The sequence below is a fragment of the Pedobacter boryungensis genome, assembly GCF_013204825.1.
In the GTDB taxonomy this organism is placed as follows: domain Bacteria; phylum Bacteroidota; class Bacteroidia; order Sphingobacteriales; family Sphingobacteriaceae; genus Pedobacter; species Pedobacter boryungensis.
In genome coordinates this window covers 1,046,848-1,072,261 of record NZ_JABMKV010000002.1, presented here as the reverse complement: position 1 = coordinate 1,072,261, position 25,414 = coordinate 1,046,848, and the positions used below count along the sequence as shown (strand labels likewise).

At 32.3% G+C, this 25,414-nt stretch carries 24 protein-coding genes and 4 tRNA genes; 4 read left to right on the top strand and 24 right to left on the bottom strand.

Translation table 11 applies throughout. The annotated features are described in order from the left end of the window. Positions 1-42 precede the first annotated feature (42 nt). From HQN85_RS11470 to HQN85_RS11425, 10 genes are all read right to left on the bottom strand, one after another. Positions 43-114, bottom strand: a tRNA-Thr gene (locus HQN85_RS11470). Positions 115-188: 74 nt separating this feature from the next. Next, positions 189-261 (bottom strand) — tRNA-Gly (locus HQN85_RS11465). A gap of 63 nt (positions 262-324) precedes the next feature. Beyond that, a tRNA-Tyr gene (locus HQN85_RS11460) sits at positions 325-407 on the bottom strand. A gap of 42 nt (positions 408-449) precedes the next feature. Then, positions 450-522 (bottom strand) — tRNA-Thr (locus HQN85_RS11455). A gap of 207 nt (positions 523-729) precedes the next feature. Further along, positions 730-1,077 carry a ribosome hibernation-promoting factor, HPF/YfiA family gene (gene hpf / locus HQN85_RS11450; protein WP_173272249.1) on the bottom strand — a complete coding sequence of 116 codons (348 nt, stop codon included), beginning with the start codon at positions 1,075-1,077 and terminating at the stop codon, positions 730-732. Positions 1,078-1,090: 13 nt separating this feature from the next. Further along, entirely contained in the window at positions 1,091-1,975 is an 885-nt protein-coding gene (locus HQN85_RS11445; protein ID WP_173272248.1) for a tyrosine-type recombinase/integrase, read from the bottom strand. Between the two features lie 123 nt (positions 1,976-2,098). Further along, a complete protein-coding gene (rpsU, locus tag HQN85_RS11440; protein ID WP_055132547.1) occupies positions 2,099-2,293 on the bottom strand; it encodes a 30S ribosomal protein S21 in 195 nt (64 codons plus the stop codon). A gap of 491 nt (positions 2,294-2,784) precedes the next feature. Next, positions 2,785-3,936, bottom strand: coding sequence for an acyl-CoA dehydrogenase family protein (locus HQN85_RS11435; protein ID WP_173272246.1), 1,152 nt, complete (start codon positions 3,934-3,936; stop codon positions 2,785-2,787). A 262-nt stretch (positions 3,937-4,198) separates the two neighbouring features. After that, positions 4,199-4,726: an adenine phosphoribosyltransferase gene (locus tag HQN85_RS11430; protein ID WP_173272244.1), complete on the bottom strand. Its 528-nt coding sequence runs from the start codon at positions 4,724-4,726 to the stop codon at positions 4,199-4,201. After that, the gene (locus tag HQN85_RS11425; protein ID WP_173272243.1) at positions 4,727-5,635 is read right to left on the bottom strand and encodes a helix-hairpin-helix domain-containing protein; all 909 of its coding nucleotides are present in this window, start codon (positions 5,633-5,635) and stop codon (positions 4,727-4,729) included. Between the two features lie 160 nt (positions 5,636-5,795). On the opposite strand from HQN85_RS11425, the gene HQN85_RS11420 reads away from it, so the two are divergent. Next, positions 5,796-7,547 carry a lysophospholipid acyltransferase family protein gene (locus HQN85_RS11420; RefSeq protein WP_173272241.1) on the top strand — a complete coding sequence of 584 codons (1,752 nt, stop codon included), beginning with the start codon at positions 5,796-5,798 and terminating at the stop codon, positions 7,545-7,547. A 274-nt stretch (positions 7,548-7,821) separates the two neighbouring features. Further along, on the top strand, positions 7,822-9,030 hold the full coding sequence (locus HQN85_RS11415) for a hypothetical protein (RefSeq protein ID WP_216847265.1): 1,209 nt from the start codon (positions 7,822-7,824) through the stop codon (positions 9,028-9,030). Position 9,031: 1 nt separating this feature from the next. Here HQN85_RS11415 and HQN85_RS11410 read toward each other — a convergent pair whose 3' ends face one another. The 8 genes from HQN85_RS11410 to pheT all read right to left on the bottom strand — a co-directional run bounded on the left by HQN85_RS11410 (position 9,032) and on the right by pheT (position 19,390). Then, entirely contained in the window at positions 9,032-9,361 is a 330-nt protein-coding gene (locus tag HQN85_RS11410) for a hypothetical protein (RefSeq protein WP_173272239.1), read from the bottom strand. A 118-nt stretch (positions 9,362-9,479) separates the two neighbouring features. Next, the gene (locus tag HQN85_RS11405; RefSeq protein ID WP_173272238.1) at positions 9,480-10,928 is read right to left on the bottom strand and encodes a hypothetical protein; all 1,449 of its coding nucleotides are present in this window, start codon (positions 10,926-10,928) and stop codon (positions 9,480-9,482) included. 100 nt (positions 10,929-11,028) lie between these two features. After that, positions 11,029-13,818 carry a TonB-dependent receptor gene (locus tag HQN85_RS11400; RefSeq protein ID WP_173272236.1) on the bottom strand — a complete coding sequence of 930 codons (2,790 nt, stop codon included), beginning with the start codon at positions 13,816-13,818 and terminating at the stop codon, positions 11,029-11,031. A gap of 111 nt (positions 13,819-13,929) precedes the next feature. Further along, on the bottom strand, positions 13,930-14,430 hold the full coding sequence (locus tag HQN85_RS11395) for an Mpo1 family 2-hydroxy fatty acid dioxygenase (protein WP_173272235.1): 501 nt from the start codon (positions 14,428-14,430) through the stop codon (positions 13,930-13,932). A gap of 168 nt (positions 14,431-14,598) precedes the next feature. Next, complete coding sequence (rny, locus tag HQN85_RS11390; protein WP_173272233.1) at positions 14,599-16,161, bottom strand: ribonuclease Y; 1,563 nt, start codon at positions 16,159-16,161, stop codon at positions 14,599-14,601. A 188-nt stretch (positions 16,162-16,349) separates the two neighbouring features. Continuing rightward, entirely contained in the window at positions 16,350-16,640 is a 291-nt protein-coding gene (locus HQN85_RS11385) for a cell division protein ZapA (protein WP_173272232.1), read from the bottom strand. Positions 16,641-16,670: 30 nt separating this feature from the next. Beyond that, a complete protein-coding gene (locus HQN85_RS11380) occupies positions 16,671-16,961 on the bottom strand; it encodes a hypothetical protein (protein WP_173272230.1) in 291 nt (96 codons plus the stop codon). Positions 16,962-16,990: 29 nt separating this feature from the next. Further along, positions 16,991-19,390 carry a phenylalanine--tRNA ligase subunit beta gene (gene pheT / locus HQN85_RS11375; protein WP_173272228.1) on the bottom strand — a complete coding sequence of 800 codons (2,400 nt, stop codon included), beginning with the start codon at positions 19,388-19,390 and terminating at the stop codon, positions 16,991-16,993. Between the two features lie 172 nt (positions 19,391-19,562). Between pheT and HQN85_RS11370 the strand changes: the two genes are divergently transcribed. Beyond that, positions 19,563-19,997, top strand: coding sequence for a hypothetical protein (locus HQN85_RS11370; RefSeq protein ID WP_173272227.1), 435 nt, complete (start codon positions 19,563-19,565; stop codon positions 19,995-19,997). A 140-nt stretch (positions 19,998-20,137) separates the two neighbouring features. Here the strand turns inward: HQN85_RS11370 and HQN85_RS11365 are convergent, their stop codons facing one another. The 6 genes from HQN85_RS11365 to rpsT form a co-directional block, all read right to left on the bottom strand. Continuing rightward, positions 20,138-20,344 carry a hypothetical protein gene (locus HQN85_RS11365; protein WP_173272225.1) on the bottom strand — a complete coding sequence of 69 codons (207 nt, stop codon included), beginning with the start codon at positions 20,342-20,344 and terminating at the stop codon, positions 20,138-20,140. A 3-nt stretch (positions 20,345-20,347) separates the two neighbouring features. Then, positions 20,348-21,742 (bottom strand): radical SAM protein, encoded by a 1,395-nt coding sequence (locus HQN85_RS11360; RefSeq protein WP_173272224.1) that lies wholly within the window; start codon positions 21,740-21,742, stop codon positions 20,348-20,350. A gap of 3 nt (positions 21,743-21,745) precedes the next feature. Next, positions 21,746-22,495 (bottom strand): prolipoprotein diacylglyceryl transferase, encoded by a 750-nt coding sequence (locus HQN85_RS11355; RefSeq protein WP_246249725.1) that lies wholly within the window; start codon positions 22,493-22,495, stop codon positions 21,746-21,748. Between the two features lie 14 nt (positions 22,496-22,509). After that, positions 22,510-23,349 carry an endonuclease/exonuclease/phosphatase family protein gene (locus tag HQN85_RS11350; protein ID WP_246249723.1) on the bottom strand — a complete coding sequence of 280 codons (840 nt, stop codon included), beginning with the start codon at positions 23,347-23,349 and terminating at the stop codon, positions 22,510-22,512. 49 nt (positions 23,350-23,398) lie between these two features. Further along, positions 23,399-24,097, bottom strand: coding sequence for a RadC family protein (radC, locus tag HQN85_RS11345; RefSeq protein ID WP_173272222.1), 699 nt, complete (start codon positions 24,095-24,097; stop codon positions 23,399-23,401). Between the two features lie 144 nt (positions 24,098-24,241). Next, on the bottom strand, positions 24,242-24,496 hold the full coding sequence (gene rpsT, locus HQN85_RS11340; protein ID WP_055132277.1) for a 30S ribosomal protein S20: 255 nt from the start codon (positions 24,494-24,496) through the stop codon (positions 24,242-24,244). 269 nt (positions 24,497-24,765) lie between these two features. Between rpsT and purN the strand changes: the two genes are divergently transcribed. Further along, entirely contained in the window at positions 24,766-25,344 is a 579-nt protein-coding gene (gene purN / locus HQN85_RS11335) for a phosphoribosylglycinamide formyltransferase (RefSeq protein WP_173272220.1), read from the top strand. The last annotated feature ends 70 nt before the right edge of the window (positions 25,345-25,414 follow it).

Below are 25,414 nucleotides of genomic sequence, written 5' to 3'. Positions count from 1 at the left end.
TTGTTACAGATTTAACAAAGTGTTTTTCTTTATTATTACCAGAGCCAACTATGGGAATTGAACCCATGACCTCTTCCTTACCAAGGAAGTGCTCTACCGCTGAGCTAAGTCGGCTTATTATTTTAGCTCATCAGTTCATTTGTTCATTTGGTTATTTATTGAACCATTTCAACTAATGAACTTCCAAGAGCGGAAGACGAGGTTCGAACTCGCGACCTATAGCTTGGAAGGCTATCGCTCTACCAACTGAGCTACTTCCGCTTTTCAATTTACAATTGAAGATTTACATCGTCATTTTTAAATCTACAATCTAAAATCAGATTGTGGGGGGAGAAGGATTCGAACCTTCGAAGTCTTGCGACAACAGAGTTACAGTCTGTCCCATTTGGCCACTCTGGTATCCCCCCGCTTTTAGTTTAACACCTATCGCTAAGTCTATAAACTAAAAGAGCCTCCTATCGGGATCGAACCAATGACCTACTGATTACAAGTCAGTTGCTCTACCAGCTGAGCTAAGGAGGCTTATATCTTTCGTTAATTTAATAAAACAAACGTTTTAGATAATATTTTAATCTTTCATAGAACTTCCAATTTCTCAAGAGCCAACGCCCCTTCCGAAATGGAATGCAAATCTACAAAAATTAATCTTTGAACAAAATATATTTTAAAAAAAAAATTGGCGGATTGTTGCCCGCCAAATCTTCTTTAAATGCGATATAAAATATCACCTTAATAATCAGACACTTCGTCTGCGTTTAATATTGCTTTGTGCTCACTTAACTTTGCACGAGTTTTATTTTTATGTTTAGTAATTTGTTTTTTTAGGGATTCTATAGCCAAATCTGTAGCTTCTTCGAAAGATTTACATTGTTCTTTGGCAAAAAGCGTAATTCCTGGAACCATTAATTTTATCTCTGATATTTTATTTTCTTCATCTTCTACATTTTCAAGCTTCAAATAAACTTCACCTCCAATAATCTGATCAAAAAACTGATCTAACTTATCTACTTTCTTTTGAATAAACTCTAATAATTTTTTGTCCGCGTTAAAATGGATCGACTGTACTCTAATTTTCATTTTTCCTCCTTTTTTATGCCTTTGGATGGGCTTGTTTATATATAGATTTTAAACGTTCTACTGAAGTGTGTGTATATACTTGGGTTGCAGCCAAACTTGCATGCCCCAATAATTCTTTTATTGCATTTAAATCGGCACCCCTATTAAGCAAACTACTGGCAAATGAGTGCCTTAATACATGTGGACTTTTTTTATCTTGAGTTGATATCAATGTCAAATAACGATTTACGATTCTGTAAATTAATTTAGGATATGCGGCAGTTCCTGTATTGGTAACGATTAAGGTAGTGCTTTTGTTATTCAATTTTTCAACTGTTTTTAAAGCAAGGTAATCCTTTAGCTGCTTAATTAACTCGGTATGCAAAGGGATAATTCGTTCTTTATTTCTCTTACCCAGCACTTTAATTGTTCCCTCATAAAAATTTATATCATTTTCTTTTACACGTAATAATTCAGCTAATCGCACACCAGTACCAAATAATATTTCTAAAACTATTTTATCTCGTTGTCCGGAAAAACTATCATCAAAACTCGAATCACTATCTAAAAGACTATCCATTTTAACTTCCTCTATTAAAACCGGCAAGCGTTTAGGAACTTTTGGTGCTTTAATTAAAAGCATAGGATTTGATTTTATTTCTTTTTCGCGAAGCAAATATTTATAAAAGCTGCGAAGTGTAGATATTTTTCGTCCAATAGCATTTTCTGAAATTTTAACATCCAACAGGTCAACTATAAAACTACGTACATGTTGAGCTTGAACCTTAGAAAGATCCAGTTCAAAAGTCTTTAATATAAAATCTTGAAATTGAAGTAAGTCTGTCTTATATGACAGTACAGTGTGTGGAGAGTAGCGCTTCTCGGTTTGTAGATAAGTTAAGAAACTGCTAATAAGCATAGGCCTTATTTGTTATTCGTATGGTGAATATACAAAAAATAGCAAGCACAAAATTATTTTTTGCCAAAAAAAAACGTCCTAACTTTTGTCAGGACGTTTCTTATCTATTTAAACAATTGAGAACTATAAAGTTCCTTCTTGGTTCATATTCTGAATATAAACAGCGTGTTTAATTTCTGTACGACGAGCTACGGATTTTTTCTCGTATGCTTGACGACTACGTAATTCTCTCAATACACCAGTTTTTTCAAACTTTTTCTTGAAACGTTTAAGCGCTTTATCTAATGATTCGCCGTCTTTAATGTTAATAATAATCATAACGTTGAAATACCTCCTCTCGTTGTTTTTAAATTCCCATTTTACTTGGGGTTGCAAATGTAGGTAAAATATTGGAACTGAGAAAGTTTTTTTAAAAATCTTCTGATAATTAAGAAACGGTTAAATTGTTAACGTTTCGGCTTACAGCAGTTTTAATGTCCGAAAATGTCTATGAATGTCCGAGAATGTCAGTATAAAAGTTATTTTGTTCTACTCTTGTCCTAGGTTTACCCTAGGTTTGTTCTTCTCAAACCGCATTTCCCAGAAGAAATGAAGGAGCATACTAGGAGGAATGTAGGAGAAAAAAGCAAAAAATTAAGAGGGTAAACCTTTAATTTATTTTCAATAAAACGTACTAAACCCTATGTTATATTTTACTTGTCAGTCTAAGCTTATTGAAGGAGGTTTCGACACTTCGGCAAGCTCAGTGCAGGCTAAGCTCAACATGACACTTGTATTTTACACAAAAGAAATTTAAACAGTTTCTAACTTTATTTTAAGATTTCTCTGGCAATCACAATTTTTTGTATTTCAGAAGTTCCTTCCCCTATCGTACATAATTTACTATCACGATAAAATTTCTCTACAGGAAAATCTTTGGTATAACCATAACCGCCAAATATTTGAACCGCTTCTGTTGCGCATCTAACTGCAACTTCGGAAGCATAATATTTTGCCATTGCAGATTCTTTGCTCATTGGTAAATGACGATTTTTTAAATCTGCGGCTTGGCGAATTAATAGTTCTGCAGCTTCAATTTCTGTTGCCATATCTGCTAATTTAAAGCTAATGCCTTGGAAGCTTGAAATAGGCACACCAAATTGATGGCGTTCTTTTGCATAACCTAATGCTGCTAGATATGCTCCTTTCGCAATACCTAACGACAATGCTGCAATCGAAATGCGACCACCGTCTAATACTTTCATAGCCTGTTTAAAACCATCGCCTTCGTTTCCTAAAAGGTTTTCTTTTGGAACTCTGCAATTATCAAAAACCATCTCTGTAGTTTCTGATGCACGCATGCCTAATTTATTCTCTTTTTTACCAGCAGAGAAACCTGGCGTACCTCGCTCTACCACAATAGCCGAAATTCCTTTAGAGCTACCAGCTTCACCAGTACGAACCATAACTACTGCCACATCTCCAGATTTACCATGAGTAATCCAGTTTTTAGCTCCGTTAACTACATATTCATCACCATCTAAAACAGCTGTTGTACGCATGCGTAATGCATCAGAACCTGTATTTGCTTCTGTTAACCCCCAAGCACCAATCCATTCGGCAGTTGCTAATTTTGGCAACCACTTCATTTTTTGTTCTTCGTTACCGAAAGCCAAAATATGACCTGTACATAAAGAATTATGTGCGGCTAACGATAGTCCGATTGAACCGCAAACTTTTGAGATTTCTACAATAACATCTACATATTCTTGATAGCCTAATCCAGAACCTCCATAGTTTTCAGGCACTAGTACACCCATTAAACCAAGCTCGCCGAGTTTTTTAAAAATTTCTACTGGAAAATGTTGCGCTTCATCCCATTTCATTACATTCTGACGAATGTTTCTTTCGGCAAAATCGCTTACCATTTTTTTAATTGTGTCTTGATTTTCGGCTACTTCAAAGCTAAAGCCTGTATTCATATCGGTAGGGTTAAAAAAAAGAAAAGCTTAAATCTTAGGCCTAATAAGCGTTTGGATTTAAACTTCTCTTTAAGATTTATATTTGGTTAGGAACAATGATAAACAAATAATATAATAGAATCAACCTATTTATATTTGCTTAGAAGTAGAATGTTTTGGTATTGGGTTCAATAACTCAATTCATTTAATTATTGTTAAAGAAATAACGAGAAAATTTTACTCTAAAAAAATAAAAAAAATTGCTTTATAGTTAACGATTTGTTTAAAACCTTGCTAAAGAAAAAGTATTTGAACTAAATTCAGCTAATCGCTCACTTCCATTTAAAAAATCTAAACTAATCAAGAAAGAGTATGCTGCTATATTAGCTTTTAATAAGTTGACTAATTTCGAGGCCGCAACTACTGTTCCACCAGTAGCTAATAAATCATCATGAATTAGTACATTTTGTCCTGGCTTAAAAGCGTCTTCATGAACTTCCAATGTTGCACTTCCATATTCTAAATCGTACGATTGCTGAATTGTCTTATACGGCAATTTTCCTGCTTTACGAATGGGGACAAAAGGAACTTTTAATGCTTGAGCTAATGCCAAACCAAATAAGAATCCACGACTCTCTATACCTGCAACCACATCTATTTTAATATCTTTAAGCTGTAAAGCTAGAGCTTGTGTAATTTCGCCACATAAAACTGGATCATGCAATACTGGAGTTATATCTTTAAAAATAATTCCAGGTTTGGGAAAATCGGGCACATCTCGTAAGGTTTGTTTAATTTTTGCTTCGATCATTTAAAAAATAAGATAAGGTGCTATTGTTTGAATAATTTGTGGCGTTAAGATAGCTACTTTCTTTAAATCGGCAATATCGTTATATTTTCCATGCTGTTTCCTGTATTGAATTATTGCATTGATTTGTTTGTATTTTAGATAAGGATGATTTTTAAGATCATCAAATTCTGCGGTATTAATATTTATCTTTTTAAGGTTATTGGCGTCTATTTTAATCTGATCTTTTATTTCGTTAAACTTAATACTATCCAAGCCAAAAACTTCAAGCAATTGTTCTTTCTTATAAAATCCACCTAGCTTGTCACGATATTTAGCAATCCTTCTAGTAAATGCTGCCCCTATGCCTTTTATTTCATCTAATTGCAAAGTATCTGCGCTATTAATTTCTACAATAACCAACTCCTTTTTTATATATGGGGCTTGCTTCGCATACTCCTGCTTTATGTACTTTGTATTTGTATTTTCAATTGTTATATAAGGTACTAATTGTTCATATTTTTTGGGAGATATTGTATACATTTTCTTCAAATCTTCAGGCTTATAAAATTTCCCTCCTTTATTTCTGTAATTTACAATTGACTGTGCCTGCTTTATAGACAGACCTAATTTTTGCCAATCTTCAACATCAATAACATTTGGGTCGAATTTGAAAAGTGTGATCGTTGGATTCACTTCACTGTCTTCAACTTGGCTACGCATTTTCGCATAATAGTTGGGCTCTTGTTGACTAACCAAAATTAATTTTTGTATTGCAGCCTGTTCTTCATTTGAAATTACAGTGGGCTTAATCAAAAATGTGGTATATATATAAGGAAGCGCACTTATTAATAACAAAAAAACCATTAAAGCCAATAGCCCATTGTACTCTCGCTTTGTAAAGCCGAAATAATTATTTAACCAAGTTTTCATCGTTTATTAATGTTGTTTTAATACCGATGAAATCATCTTGATTTGTGTTAACGATGTAAAAAATTAAGGAAAATGAAGATGTTTTCATAGATAGCATAGGTACTATAAATATAAATCTTATTTTTGATATTGCTTTATAAAATTAAACACCGTCTTATAAATGAAGATTATTACTACAAAAGAGTTTGCCAAAGCCACTAAAATAGACAAATTAGGCGTTCCAGGTCTTGCAGCTTTATTAATGGAAGTAATGAAGTTAAACGATATCAACAAAGTATTTTCTAAAAATGAACATTTTGCAGGGTTAGAATTTGTTGATAAAATATTAGAAACTATTGGCGTTACCATAGATTTCGACGAAGACGATTTAAAGAATATACCAAAAACTGGAGGCTTTATTGCTATTGCGAATCATCCTTATGGAGGTGTAGAGGGTTTAGCATTGGTTAAACTTTTGTGCATGGTTAGGCCAGAAGCTAAGGTAATGGTGAATTTCATCCTTAAAAAAATACCTAATCTGAGTGAGTTTTTTGTAGCGGTAAATCCATTTGAGAATGTACAACATTCATCCAGTATCAGCGGTTTAAAAGCTACTTTTGATTTACTACAAAGCGGAACTCCAATTGGAATTTTCCCTGCTGGTGAGGTTTCTACTTTTAATTTAGAAAGCCAGGAAGTTACCGATAGATTATGGCATCCTGTAGTAGGAAAATTAATTGCCAGAGCCAAATTACCAGTTGTGCCTATTTATTTTCATGGGAATAATGGAGTGTTATTTAACATTTTAAGTTTTATTCATCCAACTTTAAGAACAGCGAAATTACCATCAGAATTTTTAAATAAACAAGGCTTAAAAATTAAGGTGAGAATTGGAAAACCTATTAAAATTGAAGATATTTCTTATAAAAAGGATACCAACAAATTACTCGATTTTTTACGAGCTAGAACTTATGCTCTTGGCACAAGTTTAGAAGAAGAAAAGAAATTATTTAATCCGATTAATCTTTTTAAAAGAAAGAAAAAACCTGCACAAATTGTAGAAGAAACTGATAGAAATTTAATCCTTAAAGAAGTCGAAAAACTAGAAGACTTTAGAGTTTGGGAAGAGAAAAACTATGAAGTTTATATTACACCAACCTCTAACATTCCCAATATTTTAAGAGAAATTGGTCGTTTACGTGAAATTACATTTAGAGAAGTTGGTGAGGGGACTAATAAAAAAATAGATTTAGATAACTACGATATTTATTACAATCACTTATTTATTTGGGATAAAGATTTACAAAATATTGTGGGTGCTTACCGGATTGGCAAGGGAGATGAAATTTTGAATACAATGGGCCGTAGAGGTTTCTATTTATCAGAACTATTTAAAATTAAAGAACCTTTTTATCCTGTTTTAAGACAAGGTATTGAGTTGGGCCGTTCATGGATAAGAAAAGAATATCAACAAAAACCATTACCCTTATTTTTGCTTTGGAAAGGGATTTTAAAATATTTGGTTTTAAATCCACAATACAGATACATGTTTGGCCCCGTTAGTATTAGCAATAGTTTTTCTAAGCTTTCTAAATCCATTATTGTAGATTATATTATCAAAAATCATTTCGATTACGAGCTAGCTCATTATGTAAAACCGAAAAATAAATTTAAAGCAGATCTTACTGCTATTGACACTGATTTGTTAGTAGAAAGTAGCGATTCATTAAAGGATTTAGATGGTTTAATTGGGGATATTGAAAATTCTCACATTAAAATTCCAGTGTTATTAAGACAGTACATGAATTTGAATGCAAAAATTATCTGTTTTAATATAGATCCTAAATTTTCAGATTGTTTGGATGGATTTTTAGTGGTCGATGTACATAAAATTCCAGCTGAAATGCTCGAGAAAATTGGAAAGAATTTCTAACTAAAACTAAACATAAAACAAAAGCCCTGACATCCATCGGGGCTTTTTGTTATCAACTAACCTAAACTGTAATGTTAAATATTAACCAGACATTTAACAGTACAAAAGTAAATCAGGTATGTTAAGTCTTTATAAAATCGAGATTATCTTAAGATTATTTAACATGATTTTTAAGAAAAACTCATTTTCCTGAAAATTTCATGTTTTACACGCAATAAAGTAAATTACTATGTGTTAATTTTATGTATATTTAATATATCCTAAATGTTAACAGTTGAAAAAATCGTTTAAACATATTCTGTTTAAAGCATTAATTACCATCACATTAGTGTTTTCTTTTGCTCTTGCAAAAGCTCAGCGCTATAGTTTTGAATTTTATGATGGAACATTCAATTTCGAAGCCGATTCTACTGTAAACATTAGTTTTAATCAAGAATTAAATAGCAAATCCGTAACCGCATTTTATAACAAAATTAGCTCTAGTCATTACCAAGATGTAGTGAAATCATTATTAGTTTATAAAGAAAAATATAAATTAAACGATTGGCTTTATTATCAATTAATAAGAAAAGCAGCTCAACAAATTAGTCCTAAGGCTGCAAATTATAATCGTTATACCTTATATAAATGGTTTTTAATGTTGAAATCTGGCTATGATGCGAAAATTGCAATAGGGAATAATCAAATTATATTTTATGTGCGCAATGATGAAGATATTTCAGACATTCCCTTCTTCATGATTAATGATAAAAAATATATGTGTTTGAATTACCATGATTATGGTAAGTTATTTCAAAGAGAAAATGCGTACAAACCAGTTGAAATTGTTGAGGCAAATGCGAAAGAAGCTTTTAGTTATAAAGTTACGCGAATGCCAGATTTTAAACCTGAAGATTATGTAGAAAAACAAATCGCATTTAATTACAAGCATAAAGACTACCATTTCAAAGTTAAATTGAATACTGAAGTAGAAACAATTTTCGCGAATTATCCTGTTGTAGATTTTGAATCTTACTTCAACATTCCACTTAGTCATGAAACTTATCAATCTCTTATACCCATTTTAAAAGAGAATTTAAAAGGAATGAGCAAAAAAAACGGTGTGGATTATTTAATGCGTTTTACTCGCTATGCTTTTTTATATGAAGATGATGAAATGAATTTTGGAAAAGAAAAGCGTTTATCACCTGAGCAAACTTTATTAACAAAATATAGCGATTGTGATGACCGAGCAGCATTGTTCTTTTATCTCGTAAAAGAGATTTATAACTTACCAATGATAGCCTTACTTTATCCTACACATATTACAATGGCTGTACAATTTGACAAGCCTATTGGTAATCCTGTAGTTTATAATGGAAAATCTTATACCGTTTGCGAGCCCACGCCACAAAAAGAAAATTTACGGGTTGGTGAATTATCTGCCAGTTTAAAGAACAAGCCTTATGAGGTTGTTTATCATTATGATCCTTTAAATAGATAATTTAAAATCGGCTCCCAATACCTAAAACTTTCTTACTTTTAATATTGATATAAACTATAATTGGCCCCAGTAATGTATCTTGCGTGGTATTAAACCTTACACTAACTACCTCTTGATTATCATAAGTTTCACGCCCTACTACTGCAGTTCTATAGGGTGTAATTATTGTGCTTTTTGAATTTGTATCTAAATAATTCCAAGCAATTTCTCGATAAATTGCATCGTTAGTTTTTACATTATCTTTTTTACAAGCAGATACTATAGTTATAAATAATTCTGAGATAATAAAGATTTTTATCGGAAATTTTAATAGTAAAGTTTGGGACTTCATAGTTTTTTTGTTTATCACCTATACGTAAGCCAAGCTACTTTCGCTACATAATAGTTAAATAACGAAAAAAGCTGCTTTAACATAATGTTGAAGCAGCTTTTCTATTTAAAATTTCTTATTATTTTACAGCACCAGGAGTAGTGTAAGCTAAAGCCTGTGGATTAAAACTTGCCCAACCAGCAGTCCAGTCATCAGTTCCAAATGCACCTTTATAAGTTACCTTATCGAAGAATGAACCTGCAACTTTTGCATTTGTAAATGCTGCACCACTAGCTGCAGCAGAACCTGCTAAAACAGTAAAATTAGTTGTACCAACCGTACTACCTGGAGTACCAAGATCTGCACCGTACATATAAGGAGCAGTAAATGCATTTGTCGCAAACAAATTCTTATCGAAAGTATTTTCTAAACGTAATTTTGCCTCAATTGCAGCTGCAACACCTGCTGTACTTACATTTACTTCCAAACCTTTTGTACCATAAACTAAATTGTTTGCAAATACTAAAGAACCAGCTGTATAGTTAGTTGAAGTTGAGCCTGCGGTAGTAACTTTAGTATCATCAATATAAAGCCCTACTGGGAAACCTGAAATTACAGAGTTTAAAATACTGATAGATGAGTTACGTCTTATTTGTGCACCATTTTGATAGTTTGCATCAATAGCTAAACCAGCTTTTTGAATTGGGCCTAAAATTGAAACGTTTGAGAATACAGCAGAAGTTTTTGGAAGATCATCTGTACCATTAGCATTGTTATCCGACTCGAAACCATTAGATCCAGACTGATCCGCTTTTAGTGGTACACGTTGCGCTAAAGCAAATTGAACATTACCTGAATAACCAAAATCTGTATCAAAATCATCATCCCATGTACCAATAGCTAATAAATGTTTAGCATTTACTGTACCACCAAACCATTCAAAAGCATCATCACCAGATCTGTAAACTTGTATATAATCTAAAGTTGTACCATTACCAACACCACCTAAAGTTAAACCGTTTATCTCGCTGTTAACAGTATATTCTACACCTGCATATTCTATACGAACATATTTTAATGTACCCGAATTATCTGCAGCATCAGTACCACCAAAAAATGTGTATACTTTTTCATCTTTACCTGTAGGTGCAACTGGTCCACCTTCAATTTTTACATCTGTACCTTGATTTGTAGGCGCTTTACCCAAAAGGATAATACCGCCCCAATCACCTTTATCACGTGCTCCAGCTGGCAAAGCTGATGTAAATACAATTGGTTTTTCTGCTGTACCTGTTGCGTTAATTTTTGAACCACGTGTTACAATTAAAGTAGCTTTACTTGCTTTATCTCCTTTAATAATTGTACCAGGCTCAATAGTTAAGGTTGCGCCATTGCTTACATAAACAAAACCTTTTAATAAATATATTTTACTTGCAGACCATGTAGTGTTTGTACTAATCTCACCACTTACTTCTACTGTGTTTGACGGAGTAACTGGATCTGTTTCGTCATCTACTACTGTAGTTTTTTTACATGACGTTGCAAAAAGCAAAACTGATAATGCCAATAATAAAAATTTGTTCTTCATCTCTTTTTTTAATTTTTTCTTTTATGAAATTTATAATGCAAATAGATTGATTTAATTTATCCAAGTAGTTAAGGATAGATTAACATTTTGTTAACTCCTATTAAAATGTATATGTAAATGACAATGAAAGATTAGTTCCTGGTTTATAAGAAGTTATTGTTTCATCTCCACCATTCTTATCATACTTTTTATTTTTGTTATAATCAAAGTAAATTGTACTGCGTTCGCTTAAAATATCGCTTGCATTAAACTTAATTTCTCCTTTAGCTTTTAAAACCTTATAGCCCATTTGGAAATCGAAAACATTTCTAGGCGCTTCCCAAGTACTTGGAAAATTAATTCCACTTGCTTGTATAATCCTTCTTCCAATTTTATTGTATAATAGGTTGAAATTTAATTTATTATTTAAGGCAGTATGTTGTAAACCTGCATTAACTACATAAGGAGATTGACCAACCATAGGACGAGTTTTATCTATATATTTTTGATCGTCTGGATTTTTCACTTCTGATTTGATCAATGAGAAATTAACATAGGCCGTCGTATTTTTTAATGATTGGCTATCGTTTATAAACCCTAAATTTTTACGTGCTTCTAATTCTACACCATAGGTTGTTGCTTTGGCGGTATTGAAATAAGAAATATCTGGCGTAGAGTTTACATCATAACGATAAGACTCGATAGCATTAGTAAACTTTTTATAGAATACAGAGAATGATAAAATTTCTCCAGAACCAGGATATATTTCATATCTCAAATCAGCATTATCAATAGCAGTTCTCTTTAAATCTGGATTACCACTTTGGTTAGCCAATAGTTCGTAATCATAAAATGAAAATGGGGCTAACTCTCTAAATTCTGGTCTTGCTAAAGTGCGATAATAGGAAGCTCTGAAATTACTTTTAGGATTAATGCTATAGGTAAAATTTACTGATGGCAATAAATCTAACTTCGTATCATCAATTAGTGTTTTAGTAGTATTTAATTGTATATGATAATTTTCAGCTCTAACTCCATATACTACACGAACCTTTTCTCCAAATTTCTGATCTAGCATGGCATAGCCATAGCTTGTTAAAGAGTTTGCATCATAATTATCAGCATCAGAACCAATTTCTGCCAATTTATAAACACCAGATCTGAAAAGTTCTGGAGAAAATATCTGATCTACTGGCAATTTCCTTATTGATTCAAATAATGCAGGATCAATATTAGTTGATAACTGCGCACCTAAAAATCTAGCAGTAAAAGTACGCTCTCTGTATTGTCCACCTACACCAACCTTGAAAGTTGTTGAAGCTTTAAAAAGTTTAAAAGGTGTACTGTAATTTACATCTCCAGAATAAATGTTTTCATCTAAATCAGTAAATAAACGGCTGTTTTCTTTTCCTAACGATGTTACGTTTGCTTGATAGGCAACAGTTGGATCATTTATTGCAGAAACTGGTTTTACATAAACGATCTTTAACTGATTAGGCTGATTATTTTTTACGTTACTTAAAGATAATGTCCATTTTAATTTGCTGTTCTTCCCTCCAATTTGGTGATCCCCTTCTAAAGTGTTTTTCAACAACGATTTTTGAAGAATATCATAAGCATAAAACTTATTAGCTGTTGTTGAACTATTATCTATACCCGTACGCTCCGTATAGTTATCATCATAAGTTTTGTTATAGATATTTTTGAAACTGATTTTATTCTTTCCAAAACTGTAAGCAAAGTTTGCTAATGCACCTAAATTTGTAGAGAATTTATATTGATTATCATTATAGTCATATTCATAAAAACGACGCTCTACATCTTGATTAATGTTTTGAGAATTACGATATGTTAGTGAAAACAAGGCACCAAAACGATTGCTGTTTTTAAATTGTTTTACCCTACCCAGGTTAAACTGATAGTTTTGAGATGGCAATGCTGATGAATTGTGAATTGAAAAATCATTAGATAGAGATCTTAAGGAAGAATTATTTCTGGCAGTTGTTAATCCTGCCGCAATTTTCTTTCTAGAAGGGAAATTCGAAGCCAATTGTTTAGAACCATCATCGAAACCTAAATAGTTCAATGCACTTTTACCAGTTCCTAAAAAATCTTTAAAAGTAGATTGTGTATTATATCCATAACCTAAACCAAAAGATAAAAAGTTTTGATCTGGAATATCTTTAGTTGAAATTTGAACGGCTCCACCTGCAAAATCTGCTGGCAAATCTGGAGTAGCTGTTTTGCTAATAGTAATTTTATCAACTAAATTAGAGGGAACGATATCAAATGAGAAGGCTTTTCTATTAGGCTCTGTACTTGGTAAAGTTGAATTATCTAATGTTGCTGTATTATACCTATCGCTTAAACCACGTACAATTACGAATTTATTATCTTGAATTGTTGCACCACTTACACGTCTTAATGCCTCTGAGGTATTTTTATCTGGTGATTTCTTAATTTGATCACTTGAGATACCATCGGATATTACCGAGCTATTTTTTTGCTGAGCGTATAAAGCATTTGTAGATTCTTGCTTAAAGCTCGCTGTAATCACAACTTGATTTAAGGTTTGAGAATTCGCTTCTTCCATTACCACATTTAATGAAGTAGTTGTATTAGTTTTTACTTCTACATCTGTGATTTTTTTTGTTGAATATCCAATATAAGATATTTCAATAGTGTATTTACCTTCCGCTAATCCAGGAAATATGTATTTACCATCTACATCGGTACCTACTGCTTTTGTTGTACCAGCTATTTTAACTGAAACCCCAATAAGCGTTTCGCCTGTTTTTTTATCTGATACTGTACCTGAGATTTTTCCTGTTCCTTGAGCGAAAACAGTTGCACTTATAACTACAAATAGTAAGGTTAATAGTGCTTTTTTAAGAGTTAATTGTGATTTCAATTTGCCTATTTTTTGTTTAGGCAAAACTATTACCACAATGTTAGCTACATGTTAGCTGTAAATTACTATTCGTTTACCCACAGGTTAACAAATTGTTAAATGCCAAGAGGATTAATATTTTAAGCCTACTTTTTTGCAGATGAAATGCAATAACCAAATTGGGCCAATTAACAAAAACTTAACATCATCTAAAAATGAAGGCTTTTTCCCTTCTATTTTGTGACCGATAAATTGACCAATCCAAGCTAGTACAAATATAGCAGCATAAATACCATAGGCAGTTCCGCTTCCTAAACCCACTGCCTGTTCTATTTTTACAATGAAAAAGCTCATCAACCCTACTACCCAAATCATTATAAAAAATAGCACAGGTGAAAGTGTAAAATAATAGTACAATGAAAAGGCAAGTAAGAAAGACGCCCAGTTAAAAAAGGTTTTATATTGGCCCAAAAAGCTTAATTCAGGGAAAGGAATTTGCCAAACCAACCCTAATAAACTAAAAACAATTAGTGGTACACAAATCCAATGGATGGTTTCATTGGTGTGGTTTTGATGGCTTTCTGCATATTTATCAAAAAGTACATCTACAGGACGTTTTTCTATTTGTTCCATTTTTTGGTAATGATTATAACCGATATTTAAACTTGTTTCAGAATTTGATTTGCAATAAAGACCTAAATATTAAAGTAACGGAATTTATATAAAGATAAAAAAGCGTTCCGAAATTCGGAACGCTTTGATTTTTTTAAAGGATTATTCGCTTAGCTCTGAATGACAATTCTATTTAGCAAATGCTACAGATCTTGTTTCTCTAATTACTGTAACCTTAATCTGACCAGGATAAGTCATTTCAGTTTGAATACGATTAGAAATATCTGCCGCTAATAATTCTGCTTGTGCATCAGTAATTCTTTCACTTTCTACAATTACACGTAATTCTCTACCCGCTTGTATCGCAAAAGTTTTTTCTACTCCTGGATATGATAACGCTAATTCTTCTAGTTCTTTTAAACGTTTAATATAACTTTCTACAACTTCACGCCTTGCTCCAGGTCTTGCTCCAGAAATCGAGTCACACGCTTGAATAATTGGAGAAATCATAGAAGTCATTTCTATCTCGTCGTGGTGAGCTCCAATTGCGTTACAAATTTCTGGGTGCTCTTTATATTTCTCAGCCAATTGCATACCCAAAATTGCGTGTGGTAATTCTGGATTATCATCTGGTACTTTACCTATATCATGTAGTAAACCAGCACGTTTAGCCATTTTTGCATTTAAACCCAATTCTGCTGCCATTGTAGCACAGAAATTAGCAACCTCACGAGAGTGGTGTAATAAATTTTGTCCGTAAGAAGAACGATAACGCATACGTCCAACCATTCTAATTAACTCTGGATGTAAACCGTGAATGCCTAAATCAATAACAGTACGCTCGCCAATTTCTACAATTTCATCTTCAATTTGCTTTTTAGTTTTAGCTACCACTTCTTCAATACGAGCCGGGTGGATACGACCATCTGTTACTAAACGGTGTAAAGCCAAACGAGCAATCTCTCTTCTAACTGGATCAAATCCTGATAAAATAATTGCTTCAGGTGTATCATCTACAATGATTTCTATTCCTGTTGCTGCTTCTAAAGCACGTATATTCCTACCCTCTCTACCAATAACACGTCCTTTAATTTCATCACTATCAATATGGAAAATAGATACTGAGTTTTCTATTGCAGCCTCTGCAGCAGTACGCTGAATAGTTTGAATTACTACTTTTTTTGCTTCTTTACTTGCTGTTAATTTAGCTTCATCTACAATGTCTTTTACCTGCATCATAGCTTGAGAACGTGCTTCAGATTTCATGTTCTCTACCAATTGATTCTTCGCTTCCTCTGCACTTAGACCCGCAATAGTTTCTAATTGTTGTACGTGTTGATTTTTTAAAACATCTACTTCTTCCTGTTTTTTAATTGCAATAGCAGTTTGTTTTTCTAAGTTAACTTTGTGTGCATCTAATTCTTGCTCTTTGCGATTCATGTTTTCCAACTTCTGGTTAAGCGATTGCTCTTTTTGCTTAACACTATTCTCACGTTGGTTCACTTCATTATTTCTTGCATTTACTTGTTGCTCATGCTCTGCTTTCATTTGCAAAAACTTTTCCTTTGCTTCAAGTAATCTATCTTTCTTTAATATCTCTGCGTTGCTTTCTGCATCTTTAAGTATCTTCTTTGCTTTACTTTGTGCCGCTATTTCTTGCTGTTTTAACAAGTTGCGCAACAGGTATCTACCAATTACAATACCAACAACTAAGCTGGCAAGTATGCATCCCGTTATTCCTAAAATCTCCATTTTGTTTTATATAAAAAAACCGTAACTAAATTATTATGTCGCATGCACCTAACCCTTTATTCCCAGCAAAGCTGATAAATAAATTAATTAGCAAATATTGAAACATAAAAATTTAGCCACGGCTAAATTTTATTAGCTATTATAGTTTATTTAATGAAAAACATTAAGCAAACTAATTATAAAGAACGTTATTTAGCGAAAAATCCGTTTAATAAACTATCCAATTCCTCAACTTTTTCGGCAACTGCAGTATCTTGGTTCTGCACTTTATGCTCTGTTCTTAAAACGGCTGTTGCATAATGCAATACCGCCATAGAAAGCAAATCTTGTTTATCTCTAACCGCATAATTTTCTTGGTAGTCTTTTATACGTTCATTAATAATCTTAGCCGCCCGTCTTACAATTTCCTCTTCTTCCATATTCACCTTTAAAGGGTAAATACGGTCAGAAATAGTTATTTTAATCGAGATTTCTCCCATTTTTAGCTTAGTTTCAATTATTTATGTTACCTATTTTTTAAGCAACACTACACACTTATCAATCTCCCGCACAAATTCGTTAATTTTTTGCTTTATATCAAGTGTCTTTTCACTTGTTCCTTCAATACTCTTTGCTAATTTAAGTACTCTTAACTTTTCATCGAGATCTGTATGCTTTATTTTTGCAGCATTTAATGCCTCTTTTGTTTGCTGATTTTCTAATTTTAATAAATCATTTTCTTCTTGCAACGCACTACAAAGCTCAATTAAACGAGCCGTTTTTTGTAATACATTATTTAATTGATCAGCAACCGAAGACATTATTAAAATTATATTTACCTATTTTTAGATTATTTTCTTATTTCTGCTTTTGCAGTTTGGGCTAAGTTAACTATAATCTTTTGCATAATGGCATCAATTTGTTTATCGGTTAAAGTTTGTTCTTCATCCTGTAAAGTGAAATTTAGCGCATAAGATTTTTTCCCAGCAGGTAATTTATCACCTTGATACACATCAAATACCTGTATGTTTTTAATTAGTTTTTTCTCTGTTTTAAATGCAATTCCTTTCAACTCATCAAAAGTAACTTGCTCATTAACCAACATTGATAAATCTCTTCGCACTGCCGGATATTTTGACACTTCTTTGTTTATAATCTTATTTTTACGAATAACATCTAACAATAAAGCCCAGTCAAAATCTGCATAAAATACATCTTTATCTAAATCAGCTTGTTTCCTATCTGCTGCTGTTGCCGCTCCAAAAGAAACCAAAGTCTTATCTCCCCTAAAATAGGTTAAGCCATAGGTGAAGTTTTCATCCTTGACTTCATTAACCTGATAATTAGTGATACCTAAACGACCAATTATCGCATCAACTGTTGCTTTCAAATTGTAAAATGTTGATGGTGTAGTTGCGTGGTTCCATTGTTCACTTTGTTTTGCGCCGCTAATTAAAATTAATAAACGTGGACGTTCTACATATTTAGAATCAATGTGATGATATGTTTTACCAAATTCATAAAGCTTTAAATCAGAATTTTTACGATTCTGATTATATGCTACACTTTCTAAAGCAGGCTGTAATAAACTTTGGCGCATTACATTTAAATCTGAACTTAACGGATTTAAAATTTGTACTGCCTCATCAGGATTTTTTGAAAAAGCCGAACGAGTTAGCGAATTACACCAAATTTCTAAAAACCCATTTGCAGTTAACATATCTGCGATTAGATTTTGTACATTTTCTTTATTCGGCTTCGCTGTATAAGCCAAAGATGCATTTACTTTAGTAGGAATATGAATATTGTTGTAACCATAAATACGCAAAACTTCTTCAGTAATATCGCATTCGCGAGTTACATCTACTTTATACGCTGGCACTTTTAAACTTAAACCTTGTTCGGTTTCCTTAACCACTTCAATCCCTAATGCTACAATAATTGCTTTAATTTCTGCAGCAGGAATATCCTGACCAATTAGTTTTACAATATTTGAATAATTAACTTCAACATCAAAAGGATTTGACTTTACAGGATAGTTATCTGAAATTGATGAAGAAATTTTTCCACCTGCAATTTCTTGAATTAATAATGCAGCACGTTTTAATGCAAAAACTGTAATTTCTGGATCTGTACCACGCTCAAATCTAAAAGATGCATCTGTTTTTAGGTTATGTCTTTTAGAAGTTTTACGCACTGAAACTGAATTAAAATAAGCGCTTTCTAAGAAAATATTTGTGGTTTTGTCGCTTACTCCAGAAGTTTTTCCACCAAATACACCAGCAATACACAATGGTTTTTCAGCATCGCAAATCATTAAATCATCTGCAGAAAGTTTGCGTTCTACATCATCTAGCGTTATAAACGGAGTTCCCTCTGGGCATTTTTTAACAATAACTTGTTTGCCTTTAATTTGGTCCGCATCAAATGCATGTAAAGGTTGTCCCAATTCATGCAACACGTAATTCGTAATATCAACAATATTATTAATTGGACGAATACCAATAACTTTCAATTTATCTTTTAACCAATCTGGCGATGATTTTACAGTTACACCCGTAATGCTTACACTGCTATAACGAGGACAAGCTACTGTATCTTCAACCTTAACTTCAATTTTTAAATCTTCATTCTCAGTTTTAAAATTTGAAACATCTGGTAGTTGATAAGAAGTTCGCAAATAAGCAGCTAAATCTCTAGCTACGCCTAAATGTGACGCCGCATCTGCTCTGTTTGGTGTTAAACCAATTTCAAACATAAAATCGTCATCCATTTTGAAATAAGACTTTGCAGCAATACCGATTTCAGTATTTTCTGGCAAAACCATAATTCCATCGTGAGATGTACCTAAACCGATTTCATCTTCTGCACAAATCATCCCTTCAGAAACCTCTCCCCTAATTTTAGATTTATTTATTTTAAACGGTTCACCTTCGTTTGGATAAACTGTTGTACCAACTGTAGCTACAACTACTTTCTGATTAGCAGCGACATTTGGCGCACCACATACAATTTGCAATAATTCGCCAGTACCTACATCAACTTTTGTTACACGTAAACGATCTGCATTTGGGTGCTGAACACACTCTACTACATGACCAATAACTAACCCTTCTAATCCACCTACAATGGGCTGAACTTTTTCCAAGCTTTCTACCTCTAAACCTATATCGGTTAAGATTAAAGAAATTTCTTGTGGAGTTTTATCAGTTTGTATAAATTGTTTAAGCCAACTATATGATATTTTCATTTTATATAATATAAGATGTGACGTTAAATTTGAGATAAAATCAAAAATATTGAGCCAACAAATTTGTAAAACGCAAAGATATTATTTATAGCGGAAAGCTAAAGCTACAAAGCAAACAAAATGGCCTTTGTTTTGTATATAATAAATCATAAGTTAACTTAATAACATAACGATGAAATTCCTCAGCATGCTAATCATTATTTGTCTGTACTTTTCTTTGGCAAATGCACAGGTGATTAACTATAAATCAATAAAGGGTACATGGGAATATGAAAGCCCAAAAAAGAAAAATAAATTGACTTACAAATTTGATGTCGACAACAAGTTTATAAGCATATTGGAACGTAAAGGAAATGAGTTACAAACTGATGGAAGTTATGAAATTTATAAAACTGGAGATTTAGATCAACTAAAATTAACTACTCCTGATAAAGGAAGCGGTGTTCGTACATTAATTTTATACTATTTCATCAAACCTTTAGGCCCTGATACTATTAAAATTCAACATGTTAACGACAAACAAACGAATTGGTTAAGGGAAACACGAAAAAACACAATGACATTTATTAGAAAGAAGGAAAAAGTCAAAGAAGAAAAATCTAATTAGATCAAACAAAACTTGTTTAAAACATCAGCTTTGCAAAAACAGGTAAATGATCCGAGTAATAACGTTGATCTTTACTATTAGATAATACTGCGAATTTTTGCACTTTAAATGTCTTATTTTCCTAACATTAGAACTTAATGTTAGTGCATACTACCCAAACCACCTAATATTACAGCGCAAGCTCCTACACCGATCACTAACATAATTACAGAAATAATTAGCAGCCTTAATGCGGGTTTTAGAGGCTTGTTATTGGATGATTTAATAATAAGTTGAATCAAACTAATTAAAAATACAACTCCAGCCGCTATCCAATACAATAAACTTAAAACAACAACACCTTCCATAATCTAGTTTAAATTTAATTTTTCTCTAATCGCATCTATTTTATGATCACGATAAAAAATATTCATCGTTTCGAACGGAACAATCTTATACTTATCACTTACAATGTGAACACAAGATTTCTTTACAGCACGAACGTCAAAGTCTAAAGGATCCATAAAATTCATGATAATGATACGAAATAAATTATCATAGCTCAAATTATCAGATTTTACTCTAGGTAAACAGCACATTAATTCGCCAAATGTATCTTCTGCACAATCTACAGAAACTCCTGTGCTAAACAAGTTAAGCATATGCTCTTTTAATTTTTCATCGTGCTCAAAAACTATCGTGTTTTTAGAGTTGTTTAATAAATCTTCAGGATTAATTAAATGAGTCATAGGAATTACTTCATCACCAATTTTTAAAGCGTATGCCATACATAATGCGTCAGGATTGCAAGGTACCGGAATTAAATCTTGCGGAGTAAAGGTTGGATATTGTTCGTAGATTTTTCTCCGAACTTCTGTTAAAGTAATTCTTCCAGTTTGATCATTATAGTTATCATTTCTGCCGGCAACTTGAGTGGGCTGAAAAGTAACACCTCTAACGCATCTTTGTTTAAGTGCATATTCAATAATGTCACCAATTTCATGGTCATTTAAACCATTTTGAAGTGTAACAACCAATGTTGTAGATACATTAAATTTATTAAGATTATAAATTGCTTTTTTTCTTACCTGTGTTAAATCTTCACCTCTCAACCTTGTTAATACATCTGCGTTAAAACTATCAAACTGCAAATAGATTTCAAAATCAGGCATATATTTTGCCAATTTTTCAACGAAGTTGACATCTTTAGCAATACGAATTCCATTTGTATTCACCATTAAATGTTTAATGGGCTTTGTTTTTGCAATATCTAGAATTTCGAAGAATTGTGGATGGACTGTTGGTTCGCCACCAGAAAGTTGCACTACATCAGGTTCACCTTCATTAGCAACTACAACATCCATCATCTTTTCAATTTCCTCCAAAGTTCTATGTCTGCCATAATTAGGAGAAGACATTGCATAACAGGTTGGACAAGCTAGGTTACACCTATCTGTTACTTCAATTACTGTTAAACAAGAATGTTGTTCATGATCTGTACACAAACCACAATCATAAGGGCAACCGTAATGAACTTTTGTGTTAAACTTTAAAGGCATTTCAGATTGCTTATTATAGTTTCTAATTTGCTTATAGTATTCTATGTCATCAGCAATCATCACCTTAGTATCGCCATGCACTTTACAATGCTTAAGCATATAAACATTTGTATCTTGAAAAACAATCTTCGCATCACAAAGCAGTAAACATACTGGACACAAACTTTTAGTATAATCGTAATAAATATAATCTCTGGTATTGGCCATAGTTTACTTATAAGTTAAAATTGTTTTTATTAATCTAATGATGAATTTATAATAGTAAAATATAATAAAAATCGCCGACCAATGAATACTGCTTAAATTAAAAAATAATGGTTGGTATGGTTTGATATACTCAACTAAATATCTGTATAAAAAGTATAAAACCATAAAGAGTTTAAACCGATCTCCATTTATTAATCTTTTATTTTTAATGGCTTGAAATAATATAAAAAGTATAGTCAAATAGATCATTTCATAAAGTGCAACTGGATGCCTTTTCAAACCATCACCTAAATCCATTCCCATAAAAAAATTAGTCTTTATTCCATAGGTAGGCTCATCAACCCCCATTAAAAAACAACCAATCCTACCAATAAATAGGGCAACAAGAATTGGAACAACATATAAATCACCAGACGCTACCTTTACTCCAATAAATTTTTTAATAATTTCTACTCCAAATAAACCACCTAGCAAACCACCGACAATAGTTTTGCTTGCATACAAAGTCATAAATGTGAGGCCTTTTAATTGGTTTGGAGTTTCTAGTATGGCAATTAATCGAGAGCCTATCAAAGCACCAATCATCGCTCCTAGCATAATCCAAAGCCTATTCTCATCCGAAATTGGATCTTTAATATCTTTTTTTAGGTAATAATAAACTCGTATGCCAATAATAAAGGCTAAAGTTTCAAAAATGTAATGCCAATGGTAAAGTTTCCCATAAATTGTAAATTGTACAGGAAAATTTATCAAACTCAAAACTCCCATTAAAACATCAACCTTGCAAAAACTGGTAAATGATCCGAGTAATAACGTTGATCTTTACTGTCAGATAATACCGCGAATTTTTGCACTTTAAAAGTCTTATTTACAAAGATGTAGTCAATTTTATCCTTTAAAGGACTATCCCACTTAAACCCATTAAATGTGCCACTTGGTCCGTAAGGTGGTTCGATTGAAATTTCTTTGGCATCTGTCAAAAATGATTTAATTGTAGCAATCGCTTCAGTTTCTGGAGTTACATTTAAATCTCCTGTAAAAACCACAGGTAATTTTGGTGCAATTTCCTGAATTTTTCTTTTAATTAACTTCGCCGACTCAATTCTTGCCTGTACTCCAATGTGATCATAATGTGTATTAAAAACAATAAACTCTCTTTTATTCGATTTATCATACAACTTTACCCATGAACAAACTCTATTTAAAGCAGCATCCCAACCTTTGCTAGGTACATCTGGAGTAAGTGATAACCAAAAAGTTCCGCCGTCCTTTTTTACGAAACGATTTTTATTAAAATATACAGCAGAAAACTCACCTTTTCGTTTTCCATCATCTCTTCCAACTCCTACTACATCAAAATCTGTTTTGGCTAACAAATCATCAAATTGTTCTGGCAAAGCTTCCTGAACACACAAAATATCAGCATCGTAAAATTTGACCAACGCTTTAACATTATCTTTTCTGTTAGGCCAAGCGTTAATTCCATCAGATGCTACATTTAATCTGATATTATACGAAATTATATTTATGGGCTGATTTTTCTGTGCATTTGTTATCGATGTAATGGATACACATATTAATAGGAGTAAAAATGTTCTTTTCATCATATCACTAAATTACAAATAGAATGTTAAGTTAGTATAAACCTAGCGTGTTTCAAATTAATCCTTCATCTGCCATGCTTAAAAAAGAGTGATCGCTAATAATGAGATGATCATAAACTGTAATTTCTAAGGTTTTGCCAGCTTCAATTAATTGCTTTGTAATTTTAATATCAGCTCCACTGGCAGTTAAATTCCCAGAAGGATGATTATGCGCCAATACAATTGATGAGGCATTATGCTCTATCGCTACTTTAAAAATAATTTTCGGATCAACTACAGTTCCTGCTTGTCCGCCCTTACTAATAAAATGCTTACCAATTACAAAGTTGGCTCTACTAAGTAACAAAATCCAAAATTCTTCATGAGGCAGATCTGTAAGCTGCTGTTTAAGAATAAAATAAGCATCTTTTGAGGAAGTGATTTTTACTTGACCATTCTCCTCTGTTTCTTTCCGGCGCCTACCTAGTTCTAATGCGGCAACAATAGCAATAGCTTTTGCTTCACCAATTCCTTTAAATTTAGAAAGTTCTTTAACACTTAATTTCGCCAGTTTGGCTAAATCATTTTGATAAAAACTGAGTATTCTTTTACTTAAATCTACTGCAGTCTCGGTTCTACTTCCAGAGCCAATTAAAATTGCAATAAGCTCTGCATCAGTCAATTGTCTTCTACCTTGTAAAAGTAATTTCTCTCGTGGTCTATCTGCTTCTGCCCAAGCTTTAATCCCTAATTTTTGATCGTAATTATCCATCCCATTTCTAATTATAGTTCGTAAAAATTTTTAGGGATGAATAAGTTAAATATAGAAATTAATCTTTGTAGTCTATCAATTTTTAGACATAAAAAAACGGCATAACTTGTGATTACCCCGTTTCAATATCAAGAAAAATACTTACTATTTTAAACCGTTAACGAATTTCGTTAATTTAGATTTATTGTTAGCAGCTTTATTTTTGTGAATTACATTTTTCTTAGCTAAACGATCTAACATAGAAATTACTTTAGGTAATAACTCAGCACCAGTTTTTTTATCTTCAGCAGCACGTAATCTTTTGATGAATGTACGTGTAGTTTTTGCTTGATATCTGTTACGTAGACGTTTTGTAGCGTTTGCTCTAATTCTTTTTAAAGACGATTTATGATTTGCCATTATTGTTTAGCCTTTTATATCTTCTGTGTTAACTATTTTTCGGACTGCAAATATAGAGTTTATGTTTCTAAAATACAAAATGCTTTTGAAAATAATTTTATAATTCATTCCATTTATTTAAAAATTAGGTTTGCAATATAAAAATGGATGCTTAGTGCTGATTAATTTTTCTTGCATATCAGTTAAAATGACCGACTTATATATTTAAAATTTGAAAAACTCTTTCATTAAAAGGGTAAAATGCTATTTTTGAAAAAAACATCAGCTTAGTGAAAAAACGCATCGCAATTTTTGCTTCAGGATCAGGGTCGAATGCCCAAAAATTAATGGAACACTTTAAACGCAACACAGAGGTGGAAGTTGCTTTAGTGTTAACCAACAATCCTGATGCCTATGTTTTACAACGTGCTGATAGTTTTGAAATCCCTTCTCATATTTTTGACAAACACGAATTCTACAAAACCGACAACATTATTGATCTCTTAAAAAATTTAGATATTGATTTAATTGTATTGGCGGGCTTTTTATGGTTAATCCCTAAAAATTTGTTACATGAATATCCTGGACGAATTATAAATATACACCCTGCCATTTTACCAAAATTTGGTGGAAAAGGAATGTATGGAGATTTTGTACATAAAGCCGTAATAGAAGCTAAGGAACCAGAAGGTGGAATTACGATCCACTATGTGAATGAAAATTATGATGAGGGTGAATATATTTACCAAGCAAAATATCGCATTGACAAAGGTGACAACTTAGAAATGGTAAAATTTAAAGGACAACAATTAGAACACTTGCATTATCCACGTGTTGTAGAAAGTATCATTAAGAAGATTAAGAAGTAGTAAAATAGTCAGGAAGACGGAAAGTCCAAAAGATAAGTGGCTAAATCAGTTGAATAAAACGCATCCTTCC